At 62.0% G+C, this 20,300-nt stretch carries 16 protein-coding genes and 4 tRNA genes; 10 read left to right on the top strand and 10 right to left on the bottom strand.

The window, feature by feature from the left end:
- Positions 1–119 precede the first annotated feature (119 nt).
- Both NTD80_RS18680 and NTD80_RS18675 read right to left on the bottom strand, forming a co-directional pair.
- Complete coding sequence (locus NTD80_RS18680) at positions 120–737, bottom strand: glutathione S-transferase family protein (RefSeq protein ID WP_262134529.1); 618 nt, start codon at positions 735–737, stop codon at positions 120–122.
- Positions 738–793: 56 nt separating this feature from the next.
- Entirely contained in the window at positions 794–1,453 is a 660-nt protein-coding gene (locus tag NTD80_RS18675) for a transglutaminase-like domain-containing protein (RefSeq protein WP_262134528.1), read from the bottom strand.
- Between the two features lie 191 nt (positions 1,454–1,644).
- Here NTD80_RS18675 and NTD80_RS18670 point away from each other — a divergent pair, with 191 nt between their 5' ends.
- Both NTD80_RS18670 and NTD80_RS18665 read left to right on the top strand, forming a co-directional pair.
- A complete protein-coding gene (locus NTD80_RS18670; protein WP_065901428.1) occupies positions 1,645–4,092 on the top strand; it encodes an acyl-CoA dehydrogenase in 2,448 nt (815 codons plus the stop codon).
- Between the two features lie 75 nt (positions 4,093–4,167).
- Positions 4,168–4,575: a PA2817 family protein gene (locus NTD80_RS18665; protein ID WP_010567536.1), complete on the top strand. Its 408-nt coding sequence runs from the start codon at positions 4,168–4,170 to the stop codon at positions 4,573–4,575.
- Between the two features lie 69 nt (positions 4,576–4,644).
- Here the strand turns inward: NTD80_RS18665 and NTD80_RS18660 are convergent, their stop codons facing one another.
- Positions 4,645–5,613, bottom strand: a complete 969-nt coding sequence (locus NTD80_RS18660; protein WP_120448014.1) for a LysR family transcriptional regulator — start codon at positions 5,611–5,613, stop codon at positions 4,645–4,647.
- A gap of 89 nt (positions 5,614–5,702) precedes the next feature.
- Between NTD80_RS18660 and NTD80_RS18655 the strand changes: the two genes are divergently transcribed.
- Positions 5,703–6,329 carry an alanyl-tRNA editing protein gene (locus tag NTD80_RS18655; protein WP_262134526.1) on the top strand — a complete coding sequence of 209 codons (627 nt, stop codon included), beginning with the start codon at positions 5,703–5,705 and terminating at the stop codon, positions 6,327–6,329.
- A gap of 466 nt (positions 6,330–6,795) precedes the next feature.
- Here the strand turns inward: NTD80_RS18655 and NTD80_RS18650 are convergent, their stop codons facing one another.
- Together NTD80_RS18650 and NTD80_RS18645 are read right to left on the bottom strand one after the other, a co-directional pair.
- A complete protein-coding gene (locus NTD80_RS18650; protein ID WP_262134536.1) occupies positions 6,796–8,370 on the bottom strand; it encodes an alkaline phosphatase D family protein in 1,575 nt (524 codons plus the stop codon).
- Positions 8,367–8,921 carry a GNAT family N-acetyltransferase gene (locus tag NTD80_RS18645; protein ID WP_262134525.1) on the bottom strand — a complete coding sequence of 185 codons (555 nt, stop codon included), beginning with the start codon at positions 8,919–8,921 and terminating at the stop codon, positions 8,367–8,369. The genes NTD80_RS18650 and NTD80_RS18645 overlap by 4 nt, the downstream gene beginning before the upstream one ends.
- 190 nt (positions 8,922–9,111) lie before the next feature.
- Here NTD80_RS18645 and NTD80_RS18640 point away from each other — a divergent pair, with 190 nt between their 5' ends.
- The 6 genes from NTD80_RS18640 to NTD80_RS18615 all read left to right on the top strand — a co-directional run bounded on the left by NTD80_RS18640 (position 9,112) and on the right by NTD80_RS18615 (position 16,450).
- Entirely contained in the window at positions 9,112–9,519 is a 408-nt protein-coding gene (locus NTD80_RS18640; protein WP_005786670.1) for an ExbD/TolR family protein, read from the top strand.
- A 2-nt stretch (positions 9,520–9,521) separates the two neighbouring features.
- Positions 9,522–10,247 (top strand): energy transducer TonB, encoded by a 726-nt coding sequence (locus NTD80_RS18635; protein ID WP_262134524.1) that lies wholly within the window; start codon positions 9,522–9,524, stop codon positions 10,245–10,247.
- 24 nt (positions 10,248–10,271) lie between these two features.
- Positions 10,272–12,560, top strand: a complete 2,289-nt coding sequence (locus tag NTD80_RS18630; RefSeq protein WP_262134523.1) for a TonB-dependent receptor — start codon at positions 10,272–10,274, stop codon at positions 12,558–12,560.
- 17 nt (positions 12,561–12,577) lie between these two features.
- Positions 12,578–13,225, top strand: coding sequence for a MotA/TolQ/ExbB proton channel family protein (locus tag NTD80_RS18625; RefSeq protein WP_065901446.1), 648 nt, complete (start codon positions 12,578–12,580; stop codon positions 13,223–13,225).
- A 52-nt stretch (positions 13,226–13,277) separates the two neighbouring features.
- Positions 13,278–14,495: a phospholipase D-like domain-containing protein gene (locus NTD80_RS18620; RefSeq protein WP_262134522.1), complete on the top strand. Its 1,218-nt coding sequence runs from the start codon at positions 13,278–13,280 to the stop codon at positions 14,493–14,495.
- Positions 14,496–14,710: 215 nt separating this feature from the next.
- Positions 14,711–16,450, top strand: coding sequence for a dipeptidase (locus NTD80_RS18615; RefSeq protein ID WP_262134521.1), 1,740 nt, complete (start codon positions 14,711–14,713; stop codon positions 16,448–16,450).
- 31 nt (positions 16,451–16,481) lie between these two features.
- Here NTD80_RS18615 and NTD80_RS18610 read toward each other — a convergent pair whose 3' ends face one another.
- Positions 16,482–18,143 (bottom strand): M24 family metallopeptidase, encoded by a 1,662-nt coding sequence (locus NTD80_RS18610; protein WP_262134520.1) that lies wholly within the window; start codon positions 18,141–18,143, stop codon positions 16,482–16,484.
- A gap of 77 nt (positions 18,144–18,220) precedes the next feature.
- Between NTD80_RS18610 and NTD80_RS18605 the strand changes: the two genes are divergently transcribed.
- Positions 18,221–19,702, top strand: a complete 1,482-nt coding sequence (locus NTD80_RS18605) for a PLP-dependent aminotransferase family protein (protein ID WP_262134519.1) — start codon at positions 18,221–18,223, stop codon at positions 19,700–19,702.
- A gap of 53 nt (positions 19,703–19,755) precedes the next feature.
- Here the strand turns inward: NTD80_RS18605 and NTD80_RS18600 are convergent.
- The 4 genes from NTD80_RS18600 to NTD80_RS18585 form a co-directional block, all read right to left on the bottom strand.
- Positions 19,756–19,831: transfer RNA gene (locus NTD80_RS18600), tRNA-Gly, on the bottom strand.
- Positions 19,832–19,834: 3 nt separating this feature from the next.
- Positions 19,835–19,910, bottom strand: a tRNA-Glu gene (locus NTD80_RS18595).
- Between the two features lie 104 nt (positions 19,911–20,014).
- A tRNA-Gly gene (locus tag NTD80_RS18590) sits at positions 20,015–20,090 on the bottom strand.
- Positions 20,091–20,094: 4 nt separating this feature from the next.
- Positions 20,095–20,170, bottom strand: a tRNA-Glu gene (locus tag NTD80_RS18585).
- Positions 20,171–20,300 lie beyond the last annotated feature (130 nt).

The raw sequence follows: 20,300 nt of genomic DNA, 5'->3' as shown, positions 1-20,300 counted from the left end.
AAAGAAGGGAATAGAAACAATAGATGAGGGCGCAGCCCACGTAGTTCAACGGCGGCGCATGACAAGCATGGTGCTTGCCCGCGCCGCACAAGTACAGTCACCCGTATTAATAGTGGGTATTAAGTCAACGCAGTCATGACCGCCTTGCGGTAGGCCGGACGCTGTTGCAGGCGCTGGTACCAGGCCTCCAGGTGGGGCATCGAAGGCCGTTCGATGGGCATTTCAAACCAGGCGTAGATGAAGCTGCCCAGGGGAATATCGCCCATGCCGATGTCATTGCCCGACAGATACGGCTGCACTGCGAGCGCCTGGTCGACGGTCTTGAGCACATCGATACAGGCCTTGCGCCCGGCGTGGATGGTGTCCCAGTTCTGCTTGTCCGCGGGGGTGCGCAGCACGCCCCAGAACACGGTCCTGAACGGGTCGGCGAAGGTCGACGTGGTCCAGTCCATCCACTTTTCGGCATTGGCCCGCGCCTTCAGGTCGGTGGGATACCAGCTGGATGCCTGCTTGGCACACAGATAACGCACGATGGTGTTGGATTCCCACAACACGAAGTCACCGTCTTCGATCATCGGCACCCGGCCGTTGGGGTTCAACGCCCGATATTGCGGCGTGTCGACCACACCAAAAGCCCCGCCCGCATCAATTGCCTCATAGTCCAGGCCGAGTTCTTCGGCGCACCAGAGTGCCTTCCTGACGTTTGATGAATTTTTACGACCCCAGATTTTCAGCATGACCGCGCCTTATTGTTGATGAACATGGCTAGATGAACGCAGCAGCATACGCCGGTTCACGCGCGGCTCAAATCACTCTGCATATCGCCCAGCAACGTCGGCATGTCCTCGGCGAACAAGTGCGGGTAACACTGCTGGATATGGGCGAAGAAAAATGCCTCGGGCACGTCGGGAAATTGCCCGTGGTCCACCACGTACTCCATCGAGCGCTGGCCCTGGCGATTGAACGCATGGAAAACACTGTCGTGGAGGCCATCGAACTCCAGCGGCGGCACATCGAACAACTCGCACAACTGGCTGTTGAACGCCGGCGTCGCCTTGACCCAGCGACCGCGCAGGTACAGTTCGGTATAGCCGTGCATGGCGAACACGTCGCTTTTGAGCAACGCGATAAGGCGTGGCGTCGACAGGTGATTGCGCACGTCGGCCAGGCCGATGCGTGCCGGGATCCCGCAGTGGCGGGCACAGGCAGCGAGCAAGGTGGCCTTGGGCACGCAGTAGCTTTCGCCGGCAGCCAGGGCATAGCTGGCGCTCAGGGTGCCTGGGTCGCGACTGAAGGTGTAGGGGTTGTAGCGAATCGCCTCACGTACGGCGTAATAAAGACTGACCGCCTGGTCACTTAAATCCGCGCTGGGACCGCGATGTTTTTCGGCGAACTCCACCACCGCAGGGTGGTCACTATCGATGAAGCGGCTGGGACTCAGGTACGTATCCATGAGCTTGATCTCCGAAGGAAGCCTTGAGTTTAACGACAGGTCCGCCACAGAGATAACGACGATTCGGCCAAATGTCGGCGCCTGAAGATGGGTGCTTCCAGCACAACTCGTTACACCCTGATCACCCCGCTTGCTCGGATGCCGACTAAGCTCGTTGGTGGTTTCGCCCCTGGTTTCACGGAGGATTGAATATGCTGTTGTTGTGGATACTGGTTCTGGTGGTCGGCATTGCCTACCTGGCACACCGGCGCACCGCGCCCCTGCCCGCCCTGGGTGTGGTCGCCGTCTACCTGTTGGCGATGGGCGCCTGGAGTCACGCTCCCGGCTGGTTGCTGCTGATCTTCTGGGTGCTGCTGGCCGCCGTCGCGGCGCCGCTGTTGCTACCGGACCTGCGCCGCCAATACTTCACCAAGCCGCTGTTCAGCTGGTTCCAGAAAGTCCTGCCGCCGATGTCCGAGACCGAGCGCGATGCCATCGACGCCGGCACCGTGTGGTGGGACGGCGAACTGTTCAGCGGTCGCCCGGACTGGGACAAGTTGCTGGCCTATCCCAAGGCGCAACTGACCGAAGAAGAGCAAGCGTTCATCGACGGCCCGACCGAAGAACTCTGCGCCATGGTCAGCGACTGGGAAATCGGCCAGGCCATGGACCTGCCGCCCGCTGCCTGGGAGCACATCAAGACCCACGGTTTCTTCGCCCTGATCATTCCCAAGGAATACGGCGGCAAGGGCTTCTCCGCGTATGCGCACTCCCAGGTCGCGATGAAACTCGCCACCCGCAGCGGTGACCTGGCGTCCACCGTGATGGTGCCCAACTCACTCGGCCCGGCCGAATTGCTGCTGCACTACGGCACCGATGAGCAACGCAACCACTACCTGCCGCGCCTGGCGCGCGGCGATGACATCCCCTGCTTCGCCCTGACCGGCCCGCTGGCCGGCTCCGACGCCGGCGCCATGCCCGACACCGGCGTGATCTGCAAAGGCGAATGGGAAGGCAAGGAAACCCTCGGCCTGCGCCTCAACTGGGAAAAACGCTACATCACCCTGGGGCCGGTCGCGACCTTGCTCGGCCTGGCCTTCAAGGCGCATGACCCGGACCACCTGCTGGGCGAGGAAGAAGACCTGGGCATCAGCCTGGCGCTGATCCCCACCGACACCCCCGGCGTGGAAATCGGCCGTCGCCACCTGCCCCTGGGCGCTGCCTTCATGAACGGCCCCAACTCCGGCAAGGACGTGTTCATCCCCCTGGAATTCCTCATTGGTGGCCAGGAAATGCTCGGCAAGGGCTGGATGATGTTGATGAACTGCCTGTCGGTCGGCCGTTCGATCTCCCTGCCCGCTGTCGGCACCGGCGCCGCCAAGTTCACCAGCCTGGTCACCGGCCAGTACGCCCAGGTGCGTGAGCAGTTCAACGTGCCGCTGTCGGCCTTCGAAGGTATCCAGGAAGCCCTGGCGCGCATCGGCGGCAACGCCTGGCTGATGGACAGCGCGCGCATGCTCACCGCCAACGCCGTCGACCTGGGCGAAAAACCCTCAGTGCTGTCGGCGATCCTCAAGTACCACCTGACCGAGCGCGGTCGTGAATGCATCAGCCACGCCATGGATGTGCACGGTGGCAAGGGCATCATCATGGGCCCCAACAACTACCTGGGCCGCAGCTGGCAGGGTGCGCCGATCTTCATCACGGTAGAAGGCGCGAACATCCTCTCGCGCAACCTGATGATCTTCGGCCAGGGCGCCATCCGCTGCCATCCGTTCGTGCTCAAGGAAATGGCCCTGGCCGGTCGCGAAGACCATGACCAGGCACTCAAGGAGTTCGACGGCCTGCTGATGCAGCATATCGGTTTCGCCGTGAGCAACGCCGCCAGCACCCTGGTACTGAACCTGGGCGTAGGCCACTTCGAAAAAGCCCCGGGCAACCGCCTCAGCCAAGGTTACTTCCGCGCCCTGAATCGCCAGGCTGCCGCCTTCGCCCTGCTCGCCGACCTGAGCATGATGCTGCTCGGCGGCGAGTTGAAGCGCCGCGAACGCCTGTCCGCGCGCCTGGGCGATGTGCTGAGCCACATGTACCTGGCCTCGGCGGCACTCAAGCGTTATCACGACCTGGATTCGCCGGATCACCTGGAACCGCTGTTCGCCTGGGCCATGGAAGAAAGCCTCGGCGAGTCGGAGCGCGCACTGGATGAACTGCTCAGCAACTTCCCGAACAAGGTATTGGGCTGCCTGCTGCGGGTCATTGTGTTCCCGTTCGGGCGTCGCCATACCGGGCCGTCCGACGCGCTGGATGCCGAAGTGGCCGCGGTGATTGGCCGTGCCAAAGGCGACCCGACCCTGGAAGAACTGCTGGCCGGCTGCTACCGCCCACAATCGGCGGAAGATCCGGTGGGCGCCCTGCAACATGCCTACGACCTGCTGGGTGCCAGCCACCCACTGCAGAAAAAACTCCACAGCGCACTCAAAAGCGGCCAGGTCAAGCCGACTGCCGGCGAACATGCGATCGACGCTGCATTGCACGCCGGCGTGCTGCAACCGGCTGAAGCACAGACCCTGCGTGACGCCGAGGCGGCGCGACGCAAGGTGATCGACGTGGATGATTTCAGCAAGGAAGAGCTGGAACACACCGAGGGTAAAGTCCGCTGAGTCCAGCGGTCATATAAATACGGGCGCGAGGGCTATATACTCTCGCGCCCGTTTTTGCTTTAGAGGACTTATCTCGTGTCCAACGTCGTTGCCGATCATCTCGTCTTGCTCGACCACTTGCGCAGCATCCTGGTTGCCGTCGGCGAAGCCGAACAGGTACCCGAGGAAAGCCACACCCTGTTCCTGGAGCGCTTCGACGAATTGCGCGCCCTGCTGCCGATCGACCCGATCGAAAGCCAGTACCTGGGCCAGGACCTGATGAGCCAGGTCATCCTGCGCTACCCACAGATTGCCCACCTGGTACCGCGTGACCTGCTGTGGTTCTTCGGGGGTGACTGCCTGCACTTCATGCCTGACGAAGAACTGGACCTGTACCAGGCCCTGGAAGAGCGTCGCTTCGAAGCCGAACAGAACGACGAACCGTTCGACTGGAACCAGGAAAAGCAGCTGCTGGCCATGCCGCAGGACCAGAGCAAGCACTGATCAACCCCCACGATTTCCCTTGCAGGAGCCGGCTTGCCGGCGATGGCGGCCTTGAGTCCAGCGGTGGCTTCAAGGGCCCATCGCCGGCGACCCGGCTCCTACCAGGTGTTGGCGGCGCAATGTCGGCTCCTTCGCCATGCATTCCACCAGATAGTCGATAAACACCCGCAACTTCGGCGACAGGTACCGCGTCGGCGAATGCAGCAACCACGCCTCGCCATGGTAGGACGCAATAAAGTCCCACGCCGGCAACACCTGCACCAAGCGCCCCTCCTCCAACGCATGCCGCGCGGTGAAATACGGCAGGCTGCCAATCCCCACATGCTGCAACACCGCATCCAGGCGTACCCCGGTGTGGTTCGCCGCATAACGCCCGTGCACACCTACCGTCACCGTCTTGCCCGCCTGGCGAAATTTCCAGCGTGAGTCCGCCGGGGTTTCACCCAGGTAGATGCAGCTGTGTGCGAGTAAATCCTGGGGATGACCCGGCGTGCCGTGCTCGGCCAGGTACTGTGGGGTCGCGCACAACAAATGCTCGATGGGCAACAGCTGCCGCCCGACCAGCCCCGGCGGCGGGCTGTCGGTGATGCGGATGCTCAGGTCCACGTTGTCATCGATCAGGTCCACGTGCCGGTCCTCGAGGATCAGTTGCACATCGACCTTGGGATAGCGCCGCAGAAACTCCGGCATATGCGGGTGCACCACAAACCGCCCCACCGCCTTGGGCACACTGACCCGCACCTGACCTTCGGCCTCATGGGTGAACTGGCCGCTGATCTCCATGACCGAACGCGCCGCGTTGACCATCTCCTGGCAACGCTTGAACACCTCTTCCCCGCCCTCGCTCAGGCGCAGTTTGCGCGTAGTGCGTTGCAGCAAACGGGTGGCCAGGGCCTTTTCCAGGCGCGAGATACTGCGACTCACCGAAGACGGCGAAGCCCCCATCTGCCGGGCCGCCTCGGAAAAGCTGCCGGCTTCCACTACCTTGACGAAAATCGCCATTTCACCCAGCAGCGGCAAGGGAAGATTGATGCTCATAGCGCACAGGTCCATTGAGAGTTTAGCGGATTATCACCCATCCACGCACTATTTATACTGCTCGCAGAACCTTGATGCGGATGTAGATAATGACCGAGCGCCTGTTTTTCACCCACGATCACCTGACTGCCGAGCTTGAAGTGCTGGACTGCACGCCGCACGAAGAGCTCTTTGCCGTCACCCTGCAGTCAACCCTCTTCCACCCCCAAGGCGGCGGGCAACCTTTCGACACCGGCTGGCTCGGCGAGGCCAATGTCCTGCGCGTCACCCAGGAAGCCGATCGCGTGGTGCACTACACCGACCGCCCCGTGGCGCGTGGCTTGATCACTGCACGGGTCGACGAGCAACGCCGCGCCCTGCACACACGCCTGCATTCCGCCGGGCACTTGATCGGCAACGTTGGCGAGACCCTGGGCTGGATGCCGATCAAGGCGCATCACTGGCCGGGCGAAGGCAAGATCACGTTTATCCGTGGCGACGCCGCCCAGGCCCTCGAGGCCGAGACGATTCAACAGCAAGTCAACCAGTGGATTGCCGCCGACTATCCGCGCCATATGACCCTGCAAGACGGCACCCGCGAAGTCGGCTTCGGCGAACTGCGTGCCTACGCCTGCGGCGGCACGCATGTACAGGCGCTGAGCGAACTGGGCCAAGTGACCATCCTGGCCCTGTCGGAGAAAAAGGGCGCACTGTCGGTGCGTTACACCCTCGACTGAAGCGCTACGCCCGGCTTGCTGGGTGAGATTCGCCTACCCTGGCAGGGGCGCTCTCTCTGGCAGATGCACCCACAGTGGCAGGTGTACTCACCGTGGCAGATTCCCCCGCAGTGGCAGGTGTGTTCACCGTGGCAGATTCCCCCGCAGTGGCAGGTGTGCTCCATCTGGCAGATCCACCCACAGTGGCACTTGCGCTCCATCTGGCAGATCCCCCCCAGTGACAGGTGCCCCCACTCTGACAGGTTCCCCCTGTGGTGAGCAGGCTTGCCCTGCGTTGGGCTGCGCAGCAGCCCCAATAAAGCCGCCGCGGTTTGTCTGGAAAAACTCCAGTCAGGTTTGGGGGCTGCTGCGCAGCCCAACGCAGGGCAAGCCTGCTCACCACAACAGCCTGCTCAACATGACAAACCTGATTGCCACAGCATCGTGCTGGCCACAACAACCCTATCGCCCGTCACCAGGCGATGCCTCAAGCCGTCATCACTCCCGCCCTGCCCGGCTCAGTCACAAACGACTTGAGAGTCGACACGCCAGCCTGTGGATCGCGCGGGTCGCTGATCGCGCGAAACCTCGTCAGCATCTGCCGCGCCTCCAACTGCACCGACACGTACCCGCGCTGGCGACTGTCGAAAAACTTCACATGCGGGTTAAGTGGCAACAGTTGGGAAAACGCATCATAGGGCGGGCCATCGGACGTCACCGATGAGCCGACGAATTCGGTGGCCACGATCGGTGAGTCCAGATCATTGCCATCGACGTGCAAGTCCGTGGCCCAGAACGAATGGATATCACCGCCCCAGAACACCGGGTTGTTGACGCGGTGGCGCTGGATCGATGCGAGCATCCGCGAACGGTTGGCCATGTAGCCATCCCAGCCATCGGTCCAGCGCCCAAGTGCCTGGCTGGTCGGGTCGCGCTGGGTCAGCGGCGCCACCAGCAAGTCCTGGGCGATCACATTCCACTGCGCCCGCGACTGCGCAAAGCCCTGGTCCAGCCAGGCCTCCTGCTGCCAGCCAAGCATAGTCCGCGCGGGGTTGCGCAGGTCGGCGCATGTGTTGGCGGCGATATGCCCCTGGTGGCTGCCATTGGCCGGAATGCACGGTTGTTCGGAGCGATACTGACGGCCGTCAAGCACGTGGAAACGCGCCAGTCGGCCGTAGTCCAGGCGCCGATAGATGCGCATATCCGGGCCTTTGGGCACGCTGCTCGCACGCAGCGGCATATGTTCATAGAACGCCTGGTAAGCCGCCGCGCGCTGCTGGAGAAATTGCGCCACCGGGATCTTGGGATCCTGGGACCAGCGATTGGCGTAGTCGTTCTGCACTTCGTGGTCGTCCCAGGTCGCCACGCTGGGTGCAGCGGCATGCAAGGCCTGCAGGTCCGGATCGGTCTTGTACAAGGCATAACGGTTGCGGTAATCGCCCAGGCTCAGCGCATTGCCGCTGCCGTGGGCGCGAATGATTTTGCCCGAGTCCGCCGCGTAGGAGCTGTCGTAGATATAGTCACCGAGAAAAAACACCAGGTCAGGCTGCTCTGCCGCGAGGTGACGGTAGGCGCTGAAATAGCCGCGCTCCCAATGCGAGCACGAGACAAATCCCAACCGCGCCGACGCCATCGCCTGCACGGCGGGCGCCGTACGTGACTGCCCCACCGGGCTCTGCGCGCCGAGGCCTTCGAACTGATACCAATACGGCCGGCCCGCCTCCAGCCCGGCGACTTCCACGTGCACCGAATGGGCCAACCGCTCGCTGGCCATGACCTCGCCCTGTCGCACGATGCGGGTCATCGCCGCATCGCTGGCGACCCGCCAACGCACCGCCACCGCATGGTTCAACCCACCCCGGCCATCCACTGCATTGAACAGCGGCGCCAGGCGCGTCCAGATCACAAAGCCATCCGGCAACGGGTCGCCCGACGCCACGCCCAGGGTAAACGGATAGTCGACCCCGGCACTGCGCGCGAACGGACTGAGGATCGAAAACGTGGTGGCCACCGCCAGCCCGGCGAGTACCCGGCGCCGGCCGTGGTCGACGCCGCCGCTCACAACCGGTACTCCCACACCTCACGCACCGTGGCGAACACCAGCAGGTCTTCATGCACGCCGTTCTTGAGGAACGCGCCGCGCATGCAGCCTTCATATTGCAGGCCGATTTTCTCCATGACCCGCGCCGATTCCTTGTTGCGACTGAAGCACTGGCTACCCACGCGATGCAGGCCAAGTTCGACAAAGCCGTAGTCCATCAATGCTGTCGCCGCCTCGGCCGCGTACCCCTGGTTGCGCGCATCCGCCGCGACCCAACCGCCCAGATGCCCGTAGCGATGAGCAGCATTGATGCGCAGGCTGACGATACCGATCAGCTCGCCATTGTCACGCCGGTGCATCCCCAGGCTCAGCAACCCCGTCGAGCGATATTTCGCCTGCATGCCGTCAATGAAATCCAGCGCGATTTCCAGGGTGTAGGGCGATGGAATACTGGCGGTGTTATCGGCGATCTTCGGACCGTTGGCGAGGGCGCACAACGTCTCGGCCTGGGGTTTTTCCAGGGCGCGCAACAGCAGTCGCGGGGTGGACAGATGGGGCAAGTCGCTGCTCATTTCCGGGGGGCCTCGATGTAAAGTTTTTGAGAATGGCCGCGCTTCGTTTCAATTCTGTTACGTCACAAAAATGACTTGTGAATGCCCTGTAAGACGCGTCCTAGAGCCCTCAAAACGTCAATTAAAGTTAACCATTCGGTCATTTTTGGTTGTTAGCGTGTCGCCCCTAATTCAATGACGGGGTAGCGGAATGAGAACCTGGGACGAACCGAAAAAACGCAAGGCGCACATCGAGCTGATCCCGATGATCGACGTGATGATGTTCCTGTTGGTGTTTTTCGTACTCGTGAGCCTGAACGTGATTCCGGCCCTCGGCATGAAGACCCAACTGCCCAGCGCCAGCAGTTCGCAGCAGCTCAAGCCGCAGAACAAATTCATCCTGACCCTGGGCCTGGAAGGCCAGCTGCAACTGGATGGCAAGGACCTCACCGTCGATGCGCTGGTGCCGGCCTTGAAGGCGGCCGAAAAGCCTGACACCAAGTCGACGATCATCGTCAACAGCGACAAGGGCGTGGAAGTTTCGCGCCTGGTGGAGGTGATGGACACCCTGCGTCTGGGTGGCTTTACCTCCGTGTCCATCGCCACGCGCAAGTCGTGATCATGTACGTCCTGTTTCGTGCGCGACAGCTGCTGGGCAGTGTCCCGGCCCTGATCGCCCTGGTGCTGATTGCACTGGGAATCCAGTCCCAGACGTTGAAGGTTGAACCGGTGTACGACGAGTCAGCGGTCGAGCTGGCGTTGGTCGAACCCGAGCCGCCAGTGACCCCGGAGCCGGTGGTGGAACAAGAGCCGCCGCCGGTGATCGAGGATGAAGAGGCCGAGCCGGCCCCGCCGCCACCGCCGCCCAAGCCGTTGCCAAAACCTGAGCCCAAGCCCAAGCCGAAGCCTCAGCCCAAGCCCGTGGTGGCCAAGCCATCGCCCGTGCCGACACCGCCGCCGGTGGCCGCCAAACCGGCCCCCGCCGTGGCGGCCCAGGCCGCGCCAACGCCGGCACCACCGGCCCCGCCGAAGGTCGACGGCCAGGCACTCGAAGGCGGCTATCTCAAGGGTTTGCGCAACGAGTTGGACACCTACAAACAGTACCCCACCGGACGCCAGGCCTCCCTCGAACGCCCTACCGGCGAAGTCGTGGTCTGGCTGCTGGTAGACCGCCAGGGTCGCGTCCTGGACTCCGGCCTGCAAACCCAGGCCTCGAGCATGTTGCTCAACCGGGCCGCCACCAACAGCTTGCGTCGCATCAAGCAAGTCAAGCCGTTCCCCGAGCAAGCCTTCGGGGGGCGCAATGAGCAGCGCTTCACCGCCACCTTCAACTACAGCGTGCAATAAGCACCCGACACCAGGACGACAGTGATGAGGTTCACACGTATTCATCTGGCACTTGTTGCCGCAAGCATGGGCCAGAGCATGGGCATGGCCATGGCCGACACCGGCAACAGCGACGTCGGTACCATCGGCGTCCAGGGCAAGGCCACTGCGGGTGGCGGCTACATGGTGCAGGAAGAAAGCATCAAGGGCCGCTCCACGGTGACCAAGGAGGCGCTGGATAAACAGACCGCCACCGGCAACGCCATCGACAAGCTCAAGTACACCCCGGGCCTGAACATTTCCAGCGAGGACAACACCGGCCTGTCGGGCTTTCGCTTCACCATGCGCGGGCTCAACTCCGACCAGGTGGGGATGTCGGTGGACGGCATGCCGATCAACGACTCGGGCAACTACGCGCTGTATTCCAACCTGCTGGGCGACCCGGAAAACATCGACCAGATCTTCGTCACCCAGGGGTCCTCGGAAGCCGACGGCCCGCACATCGGCTCCAGCGGCGGCAACATCGGCATCGTGACGATTCGCCCGACCAAGGAAACCGGCGCGTTCGTCAAACAGGTGATGGGCAGCAACGCCACCCGCAAGACCTTCGCGCGGCTGAACACCGGTGAAGTCAACGGCCTCAGCAACTGGCTGTCGGCGTCCCACACCGAAGGCCAGATGTGGCGCGGCTCGGGTGCAGTGCGGGCGGACAAGGTCGAGTGGAACAGCTTCTTCGATGCGGGCGACGGCAACACCGCCAACCTGATCCTCAAGTACCACGAGCAGGACAACAACAGTTACAGCCAACTGACCAAGGCGCAGTTCCAACAGAACGGCCGCAAGTACGACCCCTACCCGGCAACGCCGACCGTGGGAGCCAATGGCAAGTACAACAGCTATTACGCGCTGGCGCAGAACCCGTTCCAGACTTTCACCGCCGTGCTCAACACCCAGCTCAAACTGGCTGACAACCTCGCGCTGTCGGTGATTCCGTACTACTACTGGGGCAACGGCAGTGGCGTCGGCTCGTCCAGCTACGCGCTCAACCGCGGCTCGAACCAGGGCGGCGTGTTCGACCTGGGCAACTTGCCTACCGGCGCGCAGTACAACGCCGATGGCACGCCGAACAGCGGCGTGTACTACCGCCCTTCACGCACGCAAACCTGGCGTCCGGGGATCACCACCAAACTGAACTGGGACCTGGGTGATCACAGCGTGCAATTTGGCTACTGGTACGAACGCGCGCGCCAGAGCCAGACCCAACCGTTCATTCCGCTCAAGTCCAGCGGCAAACCGGTCGACACCTGGCCCGACTCCAACGACGCCGTGGTCGATGCCAATGGCAACACCATCCAGGGTCGCGACCGCTTCACCATCACCCCCGCCCAGAAAGTCTGGGCCCAGGACACCTGGTACATCGACCCGGACTGGACGCTGGTGGCAGGCCTCGCCTACATGAACGTCAAGCGTGACGGCACCAACCACGGCAGCCTCACCGAACAGGCAGAAAAACGTAACCAGACCTACAACAAACTGCTGCCCAACGTCGGCCTCAAGTACCAGTTGGATGAGCGCGACCAGTTGTTCTACAGCCTGTCGCGCAACATGCGGATCCCGCAGAACTATGTGCTGTACGACAAGGGCCTGGACTCGATCAACTCCAAGCCGGAAACCAGCTGGAACCACGAGTTGGGCTGGCGCTTCACCGGTGACGACATGACCGTGGCGGCGACCTTGTTCTACATGCAGTTCAAGGATCGCCAGGTCTCGTCCAAAGACATCAACGGCGACTTCGCCGACATCAACGCGGGCGCGGTCAACAACAGCGGCCTGGAGCTGGAGTGGAGCGGCCTGCTGCCCAACCACTTCAACTACTACACCTCCTACACCTACACCAAGGCCGAGCAGCAAGACGACCTGACCGTGTACAACGCCGGCAAAGCCATCGTGCTGCCCACCAGCGGCAAGCAATTTGCCAACGTGCCGAAGAACATGCTGGCGGCCAACATCGGATATGACGACGGTCGCTTCTACGGCACCTTCGGCGGCAAGTACACGAGCAAGCTCTACGGCGACCTGACCAACGATGAAGCCATTTCCGGGCGCACCGTGTTCAACGCCGGCGCGGGTATCTACCTGCCGGTGGACAAGAAAGTGGTCAAGGACGCCACTCTGCGCCTGAACGTCGACAACCTGTTCGACAAGAAATACCTGGACGGCGTGTACACCACCAAGACCAACGCCGCGACCTACGGCGGTTTCCGCGACGGCGACCCGGCGTACATCGTCGGCCTGGAACGCACTGTGACGGTTTCCCTGGAAGCCAATTTCTAATTGCGAGGTAAGCGAACATGGACATGAACCTGCTCCACGACATCACCTTCTATGTGATGTATGCCGCGATGGCCATCGCCATCTTCATCACCATCGAGCGCGGTATCTACTTCGCCTACGTGCGTCGCCAGGCTCGCGCGCTCACGGCGGTGTTGGACGCCAACGTACACAGCGAACGCGACTTGCCGCAGGGCTTGACCCAGCGTGACAGCCTGCCCTTGAGCATGGTGTTGCCGGTGCTGGCACAGAAAGCCTCGCACGGTTCACGCAAGGACCTGGATGACGTGATCGAAACCCAGTACCTGACCACTCGCGCGCCACTGGCCCGTAGCCTGTGGATCATCGAGACCATCACCACGGCCGCGCCGCTGTTGGGCTTGCTGGGTACCATCCTCGGCATCATCGACACCTTCAAGGCGCTGGCGAGTGCCGGGGTGTCCGACCCAGGGCAGATTTCCGGTGGCATCGGCACGGCGCTGTTCGCCACTGGCCTGGGGATCGCCATCGCGCTGTTCTGCGTGGTGTTCCACAACTTCTTCCAGGACAGCCTGGAGCGCATCAACGACCAGTTGAAAATCCTGCTGATCCGCGCCGCCACCGGCGCCCGGGTACAGAGTGAAGTGCCGCACCTGGTGCCGACGCCGTTGCACAGCCGCACGGCGTGATGGTTACAGCGGGCGCGCAATGCGCCCGCTTTCTTCGTTGATAGAGGTCCCTATGTCTGCCTCCTTGAAATTGCGTATCGCAGGCCTGGCCGGCTTGCTCATGAGTCCGCTGGTTCAGGCGGACTTTTCGATTCCGGGGTTTGAACTGGTGCACACCGTGCCGGTGGATACCACGCTGGGCACCGACGATTTGCGCCAGCCGGGGCCGGTGTGGATCGCGTTGTTCGATGGCGCCAAAAGCCGCATCGATATCGGCCAGTTCTATGCCGCCGACCATCCTGGCTCGGTGATGGACACGGTGATCGAACACCTTGAGGCCGCCGGCAAACGCGGTGTGAAGATTCGCTTCTTGCTGGAAGAAAAAGGCATCAAGTTGTCAGAAGCTTCCACGCTGGAACGTTTGCGTGCGATCCCCAACCTGACCTTCCGTGTGCTGCCCTATGGGCAACTGAGCGGCGGGATCATCCACGCCAAATACATGGTGGTGGATGGCAAGCAGGCATTTGTCGGCAGCCAGAATTTCGACTGGCGCGCCCTGGAACATATCCACGAAACCGGCCTGCGCATCAGCGACGCCACCGTGGTGAGCCAGGTGCAGGCGATCTTCGAACAGGACTGGCGCGCCCAGGCAGCGCTGACCGAGCACACCCCGGTGCCCTTGCCCGCAGCCAGCGAACCCCCTGCGCGCACTGGCAACTATCTGGTCGCCAGCCCGCAGCGCTACAACCCGCCGGGTGTCGGCGATTCACAACTGGAGTTGCCGCGCCTGCTCGGTGAAGCCAAAAAAGAGGTGCGCGTGCAACTGCTCGACTATGCGCCGCTGTCCTACGGGCCGGATAAAACCCGCCCTTACTACGCGGTGATCGACAACGCCGTGCGCGCAGCGGCGGCGCGTGGGGTGTCAGTCAAGCTGATGGTGTCCAACTGGAACACCGACAAACTGGAACTGCCCTACCTGAAAAGCCTGGCGGTCCTGCCCAACGTCCAGGTCAAGATCGTCACCCTGCCGCAAGCCAGGCAAGGGTTTATCCCTTACGCGCGGGTGATCCACAGCAAGACCATGGAGATCGACGGCCAGGTCGCCTGGATCGGCACCAGCAACTGGCTGGGTGGGTATCTGGATAATTCGCGCAACCTGGAAGTAGTGATGCGCAGCGAAGCGATGGCCAAGCGTGTCGGGCAACTCCATGAGCAATTGTGGGATGGGCCCTACGCCAAGGCGTTGAACGTAACCGAGACGTACCCCGAGCCCCACCCTGGCCAGCCGTGACTCAGGCCACCTGCAGGCGCTTGGCTTGCCGACGAAAATAGTCCCGGCACTGTGATCCGCCTGGCAATGCGCGTCATCGTCGGCAAGCCGGCTCCTGCGGGACCCTTTGCGTAGACCCTCGCCCGTGGAAAAAAGAGGTGGTAGTGTGTGGAAATGTTTCTGACATATCGATCAGAAACTTCCTACTCACTACCTGCAAAGGAATGCGTCTCTCAATGCACTTTCCACTCAAGCAACTGGCGGCTGCCACCGTGTTCGCGGCCAGCCTTTCGGCCATCGCCACACCTGCCTTCGCCAACATCACACCCGACCAAAGCACGGCGATTCTCAAGAGTTTCAACGAAACGTCCGTCACCGATTTCCGTGGTTTCCTCGGCGCACTGGCCAAGGGCGAGCTGGGTAAAACCAGCGACGTCGGCCCGGCAATCAGTGCCTTCCTGGATAACAAAACCCTGAGCGCCGACCAGCAGAACGAAATCAATCGCCTGCTCGGTATCTACACACGCGTGAAGTACGGCAAGGCCGCCACCGAAACCCTGCGTGAGCTGGTGGAAATCCCGACCTTCAACGTCGACGGTGTGCCGCAGTACAAGAACCCGGAATTCATCAAGATCGCCGGCAAGATCCAGGCTCTGGCGAAAGACTTCAACCTGAACTTCCGCAACATCGACAATCGCGTCTACGAGATTTCCCTCGAAGGCAGCGGTGATGAAGTGGTCGGTATCCACGCCCACGCCGATGTGGTGCCGGTGACGCCAGAGAACTGGGTGCTCAAGGATGGCACCAAGCTTGATCCGTTCAAGGTCACGCTGATCGGCGATCGCATGTACGGCCGTGGCACCGAGGATGACAAGAACGGCATCGTGGTGGCCCTGTACGCCATGAAGGTCATCAAGGAAGAAAAGCTGCCGCTGGCGCGCAATTTCAAGCTGCTGGTGGACACCACCGAAGAAACCTCCGGCGACGCGATCCCCTATTACTTCGAGCACAACCCGACGCCGCAGTACAACCTGGCGCTGGACGGCGGCTACCCGGTGGTGATTGCCGAGAAAGGCTACGGCACGGTCATGGCCACCTTCCCGCGTCGCAAGGGTGAAGGCAAAGGCGCGGAAATCATCTCGATGACCGGCGGCATGGCGACCAACCAGATCCCTTCCGCCTCGGTCGCGACCTTCGTCAGCGACAAACCGGCCGAGCTGGCCGCCAGCCTGCAAAAGGCCGGGACTGAATACGCCAAGCGCAACGGCGGTGATTTTGCAGTGGCCGCCAAGGTCGACGGCAAAAACGTCAAGCTGACCGTCACCGGCGTGTCCGCTCACTCCTCCGAACCCGAGTCCGGGGTCAACCCGGTCGCGCGCATGCTGGAGCTGATCCACAGCGTCGACGGCAAGATTGCCCTCAAGCACAACCACATCACCGACGCGGCGCGTTATGCGTCCGACAACTGGGGCCTGGATTACCTCGGCGGCAAATTGGGCGTGGGCTTCTCCGATGATTTCATGGGCCCGTTGACCACCTCGCTGACCTTTGTCGGCCTGGATGACAAGGCCTTCAAGCTGGCGGTGAACCTGCGCGTGCCGAAGGGCAAGTCGCCGGAGAAACTCAAGGCCGAGATTGCCGACAAGCTGAATGCCTGGGACAAGCAATCCAAGGTCAAGGTGGACTTCACCTACTCGGTCGCCGAACCGATGTACCGCAACCCGGAAGGTGAATGGGTCAAGGCTTTGTTGGCCGTCGCCAGCGAAAACCTGGGCATGGAGCACAAGTTCGGCACCTCGGCCGGCGCGACCTCGGTGCACGAACTGCCCAATGGCGTGCAATTCGGCCTGGCGCGCCCGGAAGTGAAGTACACCGGGCACACCGACAACGAGTTCAAGACCGTCGACCAGTTCCTGCTGGACCTGCAGATCGTCACCGAAATGATGGGCCGTATCGGCCAGCTGCCGAAGCTCTGATCCAAAGGAGCCCGCCGCAATGGCGGGCTCTTCAGGCTTGCAGCATCAACATATCCTCGAAAAAACCACCGACCGGCTCCGTGGGATGGCACAGCTGGATCTCCAGGACCCAGGCCATTTCACTCGGCGGGATTTCCAGGTCCGCCAGGTCCTTGCACTCGAACAACGCGTGGGGGAAATCCGCGAGGCGATGCCCCGCGAGATTGCGCGCCAGCCTCCAGCCTTTTGACGCCGCACTCTGCTCGGCAAAGTCATACAGTTCGCGACCGGTGAGGCCACGTAACCAGGCGTCGCGGGTCGCATCGAACACTTCGTGCAGGGCCGTCCTGCATGCCAGGTGCAACGGCGAGTCACCGAATACAAAGGTATCGCCATAGTCGCCCTCGTAGCCGTCCCACACAGGGCCCAGGTCGACCACGACGATATCGGTGGCGCGTAGCCTGCGTTGACGATCGATACCTTCGCGGGGTGGGCGAACGGTATCGTCGCCAAAACGAATATAAGTCGGATGCCAGGTGTGGGACGCGCCCATGGCCTGCAGTTGTTCGGCGGCCATATCAAGGGCTTCGCCGGTGGTCATGCCCACCTGCAGGCGGCTGGCAATTGCCGCCAGGGCGCGTATGGACTGGTCGCGCGCCGCCAGCATGCCGTCCAGGGAGTAGCGCGGACCGACTTTTTCCCACACAGGATGCAGCGGCTTCGATGCAGTGCCCGCACTCGACCGGCCGCTGGGCACAAAGGCCTCCGCGACAAACCGATGGCCCGGCAGGCCCGCTTCCAGGCACTCGGTACGCACCTGGCTGATCATTGCTGCGCTACCGCACGCGTACACGTGGGCCGCTTCCCAGTGATGCCCATGGCTCAGCGCCACTTCCTGCACCCGGCCCTGCGAGGCCAGCATCGGGTGCCAGTGAAAACGCGCGTGCTCTTTGACCGATGTGTCCAGGAACACGCGGTCATAAAAATCGGCCGGCTGCGCACCGCCCCAGTACAACGTCACCTCGACATCGCGTTTCAAGGCGCTCAGCAGGATCGGCTTGATGCCGGCGTAGCCGGTGCCCGTGGCGAACAAGACTACGGGCGCATCGTCATGGTCCTGCCAGGTACAGGCACCAAAAGGCCCTTCCAGTTGCAACAGGTCGCCGGCTTCCAGGCACCCCAGCAGGGTTTCGGAAAACAGCCCGCCGCTGACCTGGCGAATCTGGAAGACCAGTCGCCCCTCGTCTTCGGCCGGCAGGTTGGCGATCGAAAAACAACGCGAGTCGCCGTCGACCAGTTGGATCTTGAGGTACTGGCCCGCCCGCACCGCCAAGGGCGTATCCGGCATCACCACCAACTCGATGATGTCGGGGCTGAGTGCGCGTTTGCTCAGCACGGTTGCCTCGACGACCAACGCGGGCGAGTCCAGCGACCAACCGGGAATTTCCAGGCACATGTCGCCGCAGGCGTGACTCTGGCACAACAACATTTCATTGGCTGCCAGCGGATAGCACGGCACCGGTGCATCCGGCGCGAGCTGTTTGGCCCGGTACTGACCTTCTGCGACCACCACCTTGCACGACCCACAAGCACCGCGACGGCAGGAAAATGGCACGGACAGGCCGTGGGCGAGCATCGCATCCAGCAACAGCTCATCACCGGCCTCAAAGGTTTTCCCCGAGGGGGACAGTTCGATGACATGACGTGTATTCATAACAACCTCGGGGTGAGTGAGGCTTGATTGTTGCGCTAGACTAGGCCCATTAAAACCTCCAGTTTTGGATACTTCAGATGGTCCAGATGCGTAAATGGCGTCCGCTGCTCAAGCTGGACGAGGGTGACGGCCAGGCGTCCTACCGCAAAATTGCCGAAGGCCTGGTGACCGCAATCGTTGAAGGGCGATTGCCGCCCGGCACATTGCTGCCGGGCACGCGGGAAATGGCGCAGTTGCTCGACGTCAACCGCAAGACCGTGATCCTCGCCTACGAAGAAGCGTTGACCAAAGGCTGGCTCGTCAGCGAGCCACGCCGTGGGACCTTCGTCAACGCGCAGCTGACGCCCAAGCAGTTGCCGAGTCGCGCGCAACAGTCCTTCGCTCCGCCCATCCTGGCGCAGGCGGTCGCCCCGTATTTTGCCCAGAACGCCCAGGTGACGGCACTGCAGCATCGGCATGGCGCGCTGTTTTTCGATAACGGCACCAGCGATCACCGCTTGCTGCCCCAGGCCGTCCTGCATCGCTACTACCGCAATGCATTGCGCAACAGCTTTAGCTCCAACACCGTGCGCTACGGCAGTGAGGGCACGGGCTACCATTTGCGCTGCGCCCTGGCCGAGATGCTGCGCAACAACCGCGGGTTGACGGTCAGCGCCGAGAACATCTGCCTCACCCAAGGCACCCAGGTGTCGCTGTACCTGACCGCGAGCCTGCTGCTCAAACCCGGAGACGTGGTGCTGGTGGAACGCCTGAGTTACCCACCCGCGTGGGAAATTTTCCGCAAGCTGGGCGCGCAACTGGTCACCGTGGAGATGGACGAAGAAGGCTGTCGCACGGACCAGATCGACCGCCTCTGCCGCGAACACAAGGTGCGGATGATCTATCTCACCCCACACCACCAGTTCCCCACCACCGTGAGCCTGCACGCGGCGCGACGCCAGCAGCTGTTGGCGTTGGCGGCACTGCATGATTTCTGCATCATCGAAGAAGACTACGACCACGAATACCACTTCAACGGGCGGCCCTACCTGCCCCTCGCCAGTGACCGCTCGCAGCGCCATGTGATCTATGTCGGTTCGTTATCCAAAGCCCTTGGCTCGACGTTTCGCTGCAGTTATGTGGTGGCGCCCACGGATGTGATCCAAGCGCTGCACAGCAATGCCGCGCTGATGATGGGGGATGCCGATGCGGTCGCGCAGAAAATGCTCGCCGACCTGATCAATGATGGGGAGCTGAAGAAGCATTTGCGCCGGGTGTCGAAGGAATACCGCGTCCGCCGCGAAACCTTGCAGAGCTGCCTGCATGAGGCGTTCGGGGATCGAATCAAGGTACGGGAGCCGGAAGGTGGCCTGGCGCTGTGGGTACGCTTCGACGATGAAATCAACGTCGAGCAGATGGTCGGCGCGGCGCTGGACCACGGGTTGGTCGTACGGAGTGGCCGGCAGTTTTCGCCGCTGGACCTGCCGGAAAATGCACTGCGCCTGGGCTTTGCAGCACTCAATCAGGCAGAAATCCGCGAGGCTACAGTGCGTTTGGCGCAAGCGGCGAACTTGCGATAAAACGCGCACAAACAAAAACGCCGATCATTGCTGATCGGCGTTTTCATTGAATATGGAGCGGGAAACGAGACTCGAACTCGCGACCCCGACCTTGGCAAGGTCGTGCTCTACCAACTGAGCTATTCCCGCAAATGGCGTCCCCTAGGGGACTCGAACCCCTGTTACCGCCGTGAAAGGGCGGTGTCCTAGGCCACTAGACGAAGGGGACACACAACTGAAACACATGGTGTGTATTTCAGTGTCCAGAGATTAAATCCGAAGATTATGCCCTGGTTTCACTCAGTGCCGCCCGAGAGCAACACTGCTTAAATTTGGAGCGGGAAACGAGACTCGAACTCGCGACCCCGACCTTGGCAAGGTCGTGCTCTACCAACTGAGCTATTCCCGCATATTGGCGTCCCCTAGGGGACTCGAACCCCTGTTACCGCCGTGAAAGGGCGGTGTCCTAGGCCACTAGACGAAGGGGACACACGTACAACATTCACTCCCTACCGCGTTTCGCTGTGTGCTTTACGCTGTAAGTGGCGCGCATTCTATGGATGGATTGAAAGGTCGTCAACCCCCAAGGATAAATTTATTTAAATCAATGACTTCGCCC

The sequence above is a fragment of the Pseudomonas sp. 13B_2.1_Bac1 genome, assembly GCF_025466155.1.
GTDB classification, from domain to species: Bacteria; Pseudomonadota; Gammaproteobacteria; order Pseudomonadales; family Pseudomonadaceae; genus Aquipseudomonas; species Aquipseudomonas aylmerensis.
Note: the sequence above shows the minus strand (reverse complement) of the source record. Positions and strands in the feature narration are given on the sequence as shown.

Excerpts from the sequence above, each read along its gene's own strand:
- NTD80_RS18680 (WP_262134529.1), bottom strand. The coding sequence starts at position 737 with ATGCTGAAAATCTGGGGTCGTAAAAATTCATCAAACGTCAGGAAGGCA.
- NTD80_RS18675 (WP_262134528.1), bottom strand. The coding sequence starts at position 1,453 with ATGGATACGTACCTGAGTCCCAGCCGCTTCATCGATAGTGACCACCCT.
- NTD80_RS18670 (WP_065901428.1), top strand. The coding sequence starts at position 1,645 with ATGCTGTTGTTGTGGATACTGGTTCTGGTGGTCGGCATTGCCTACCTG.
- NTD80_RS18660 (WP_120448014.1), bottom strand. The coding sequence starts at position 5,613 with ATGAGCATCAATCTTCCCTTGCCGCTGCTGGGTGAAATGGCGATTTTC.
- NTD80_RS18655 (WP_262134526.1), top strand. The coding sequence starts at position 5,703 with ATGACCGAGCGCCTGTTTTTCACCCACGATCACCTGACTGCCGAGCTT.
- NTD80_RS18645 (WP_262134525.1), bottom strand. The coding sequence starts at position 8,921 with ATGAGCAGCGACTTGCCCCATCTGTCCACCCCGCGACTGCTGTTGCGC.
- NTD80_RS18640 (WP_005786670.1), top strand. The coding sequence starts at position 9,112 with ATGAGAACCTGGGACGAACCGAAAAAACGCAAGGCGCACATCGAGCTG.
- NTD80_RS18635 (WP_262134524.1), top strand. The coding sequence starts at position 9,522 with ATGTACGTCCTGTTTCGTGCGCGACAGCTGCTGGGCAGTGTCCCGGCC.
- NTD80_RS18630 (WP_262134523.1), top strand. The coding sequence starts at position 10,272 with ATGAGGTTCACACGTATTCATCTGGCACTTGTTGCCGCAAGCATGGGC.
- NTD80_RS18625 (WP_065901446.1), top strand. The coding sequence starts at position 12,578 with ATGGACATGAACCTGCTCCACGACATCACCTTCTATGTGATGTATGCC.
- NTD80_RS18620 (WP_262134522.1), top strand. The coding sequence starts at position 13,278 with ATGTCTGCCTCCTTGAAATTGCGTATCGCAGGCCTGGCCGGCTTGCTC.
- NTD80_RS18615 (WP_262134521.1), top strand. The coding sequence starts at position 14,711 with ATGCACTTTCCACTCAAGCAACTGGCGGCTGCCACCGTGTTCGCGGCC.
- NTD80_RS18610 (WP_262134520.1), bottom strand. The coding sequence starts at position 18,143 with ATGAATACACGTCATGTCATCGAACTGTCCCCCTCGGGGAAAACCTTT.
- NTD80_RS18605 (WP_262134519.1), top strand. The coding sequence starts at position 18,221 with ATGGTCCAGATGCGTAAATGGCGTCCGCTGCTCAAGCTGGACGAGGGT.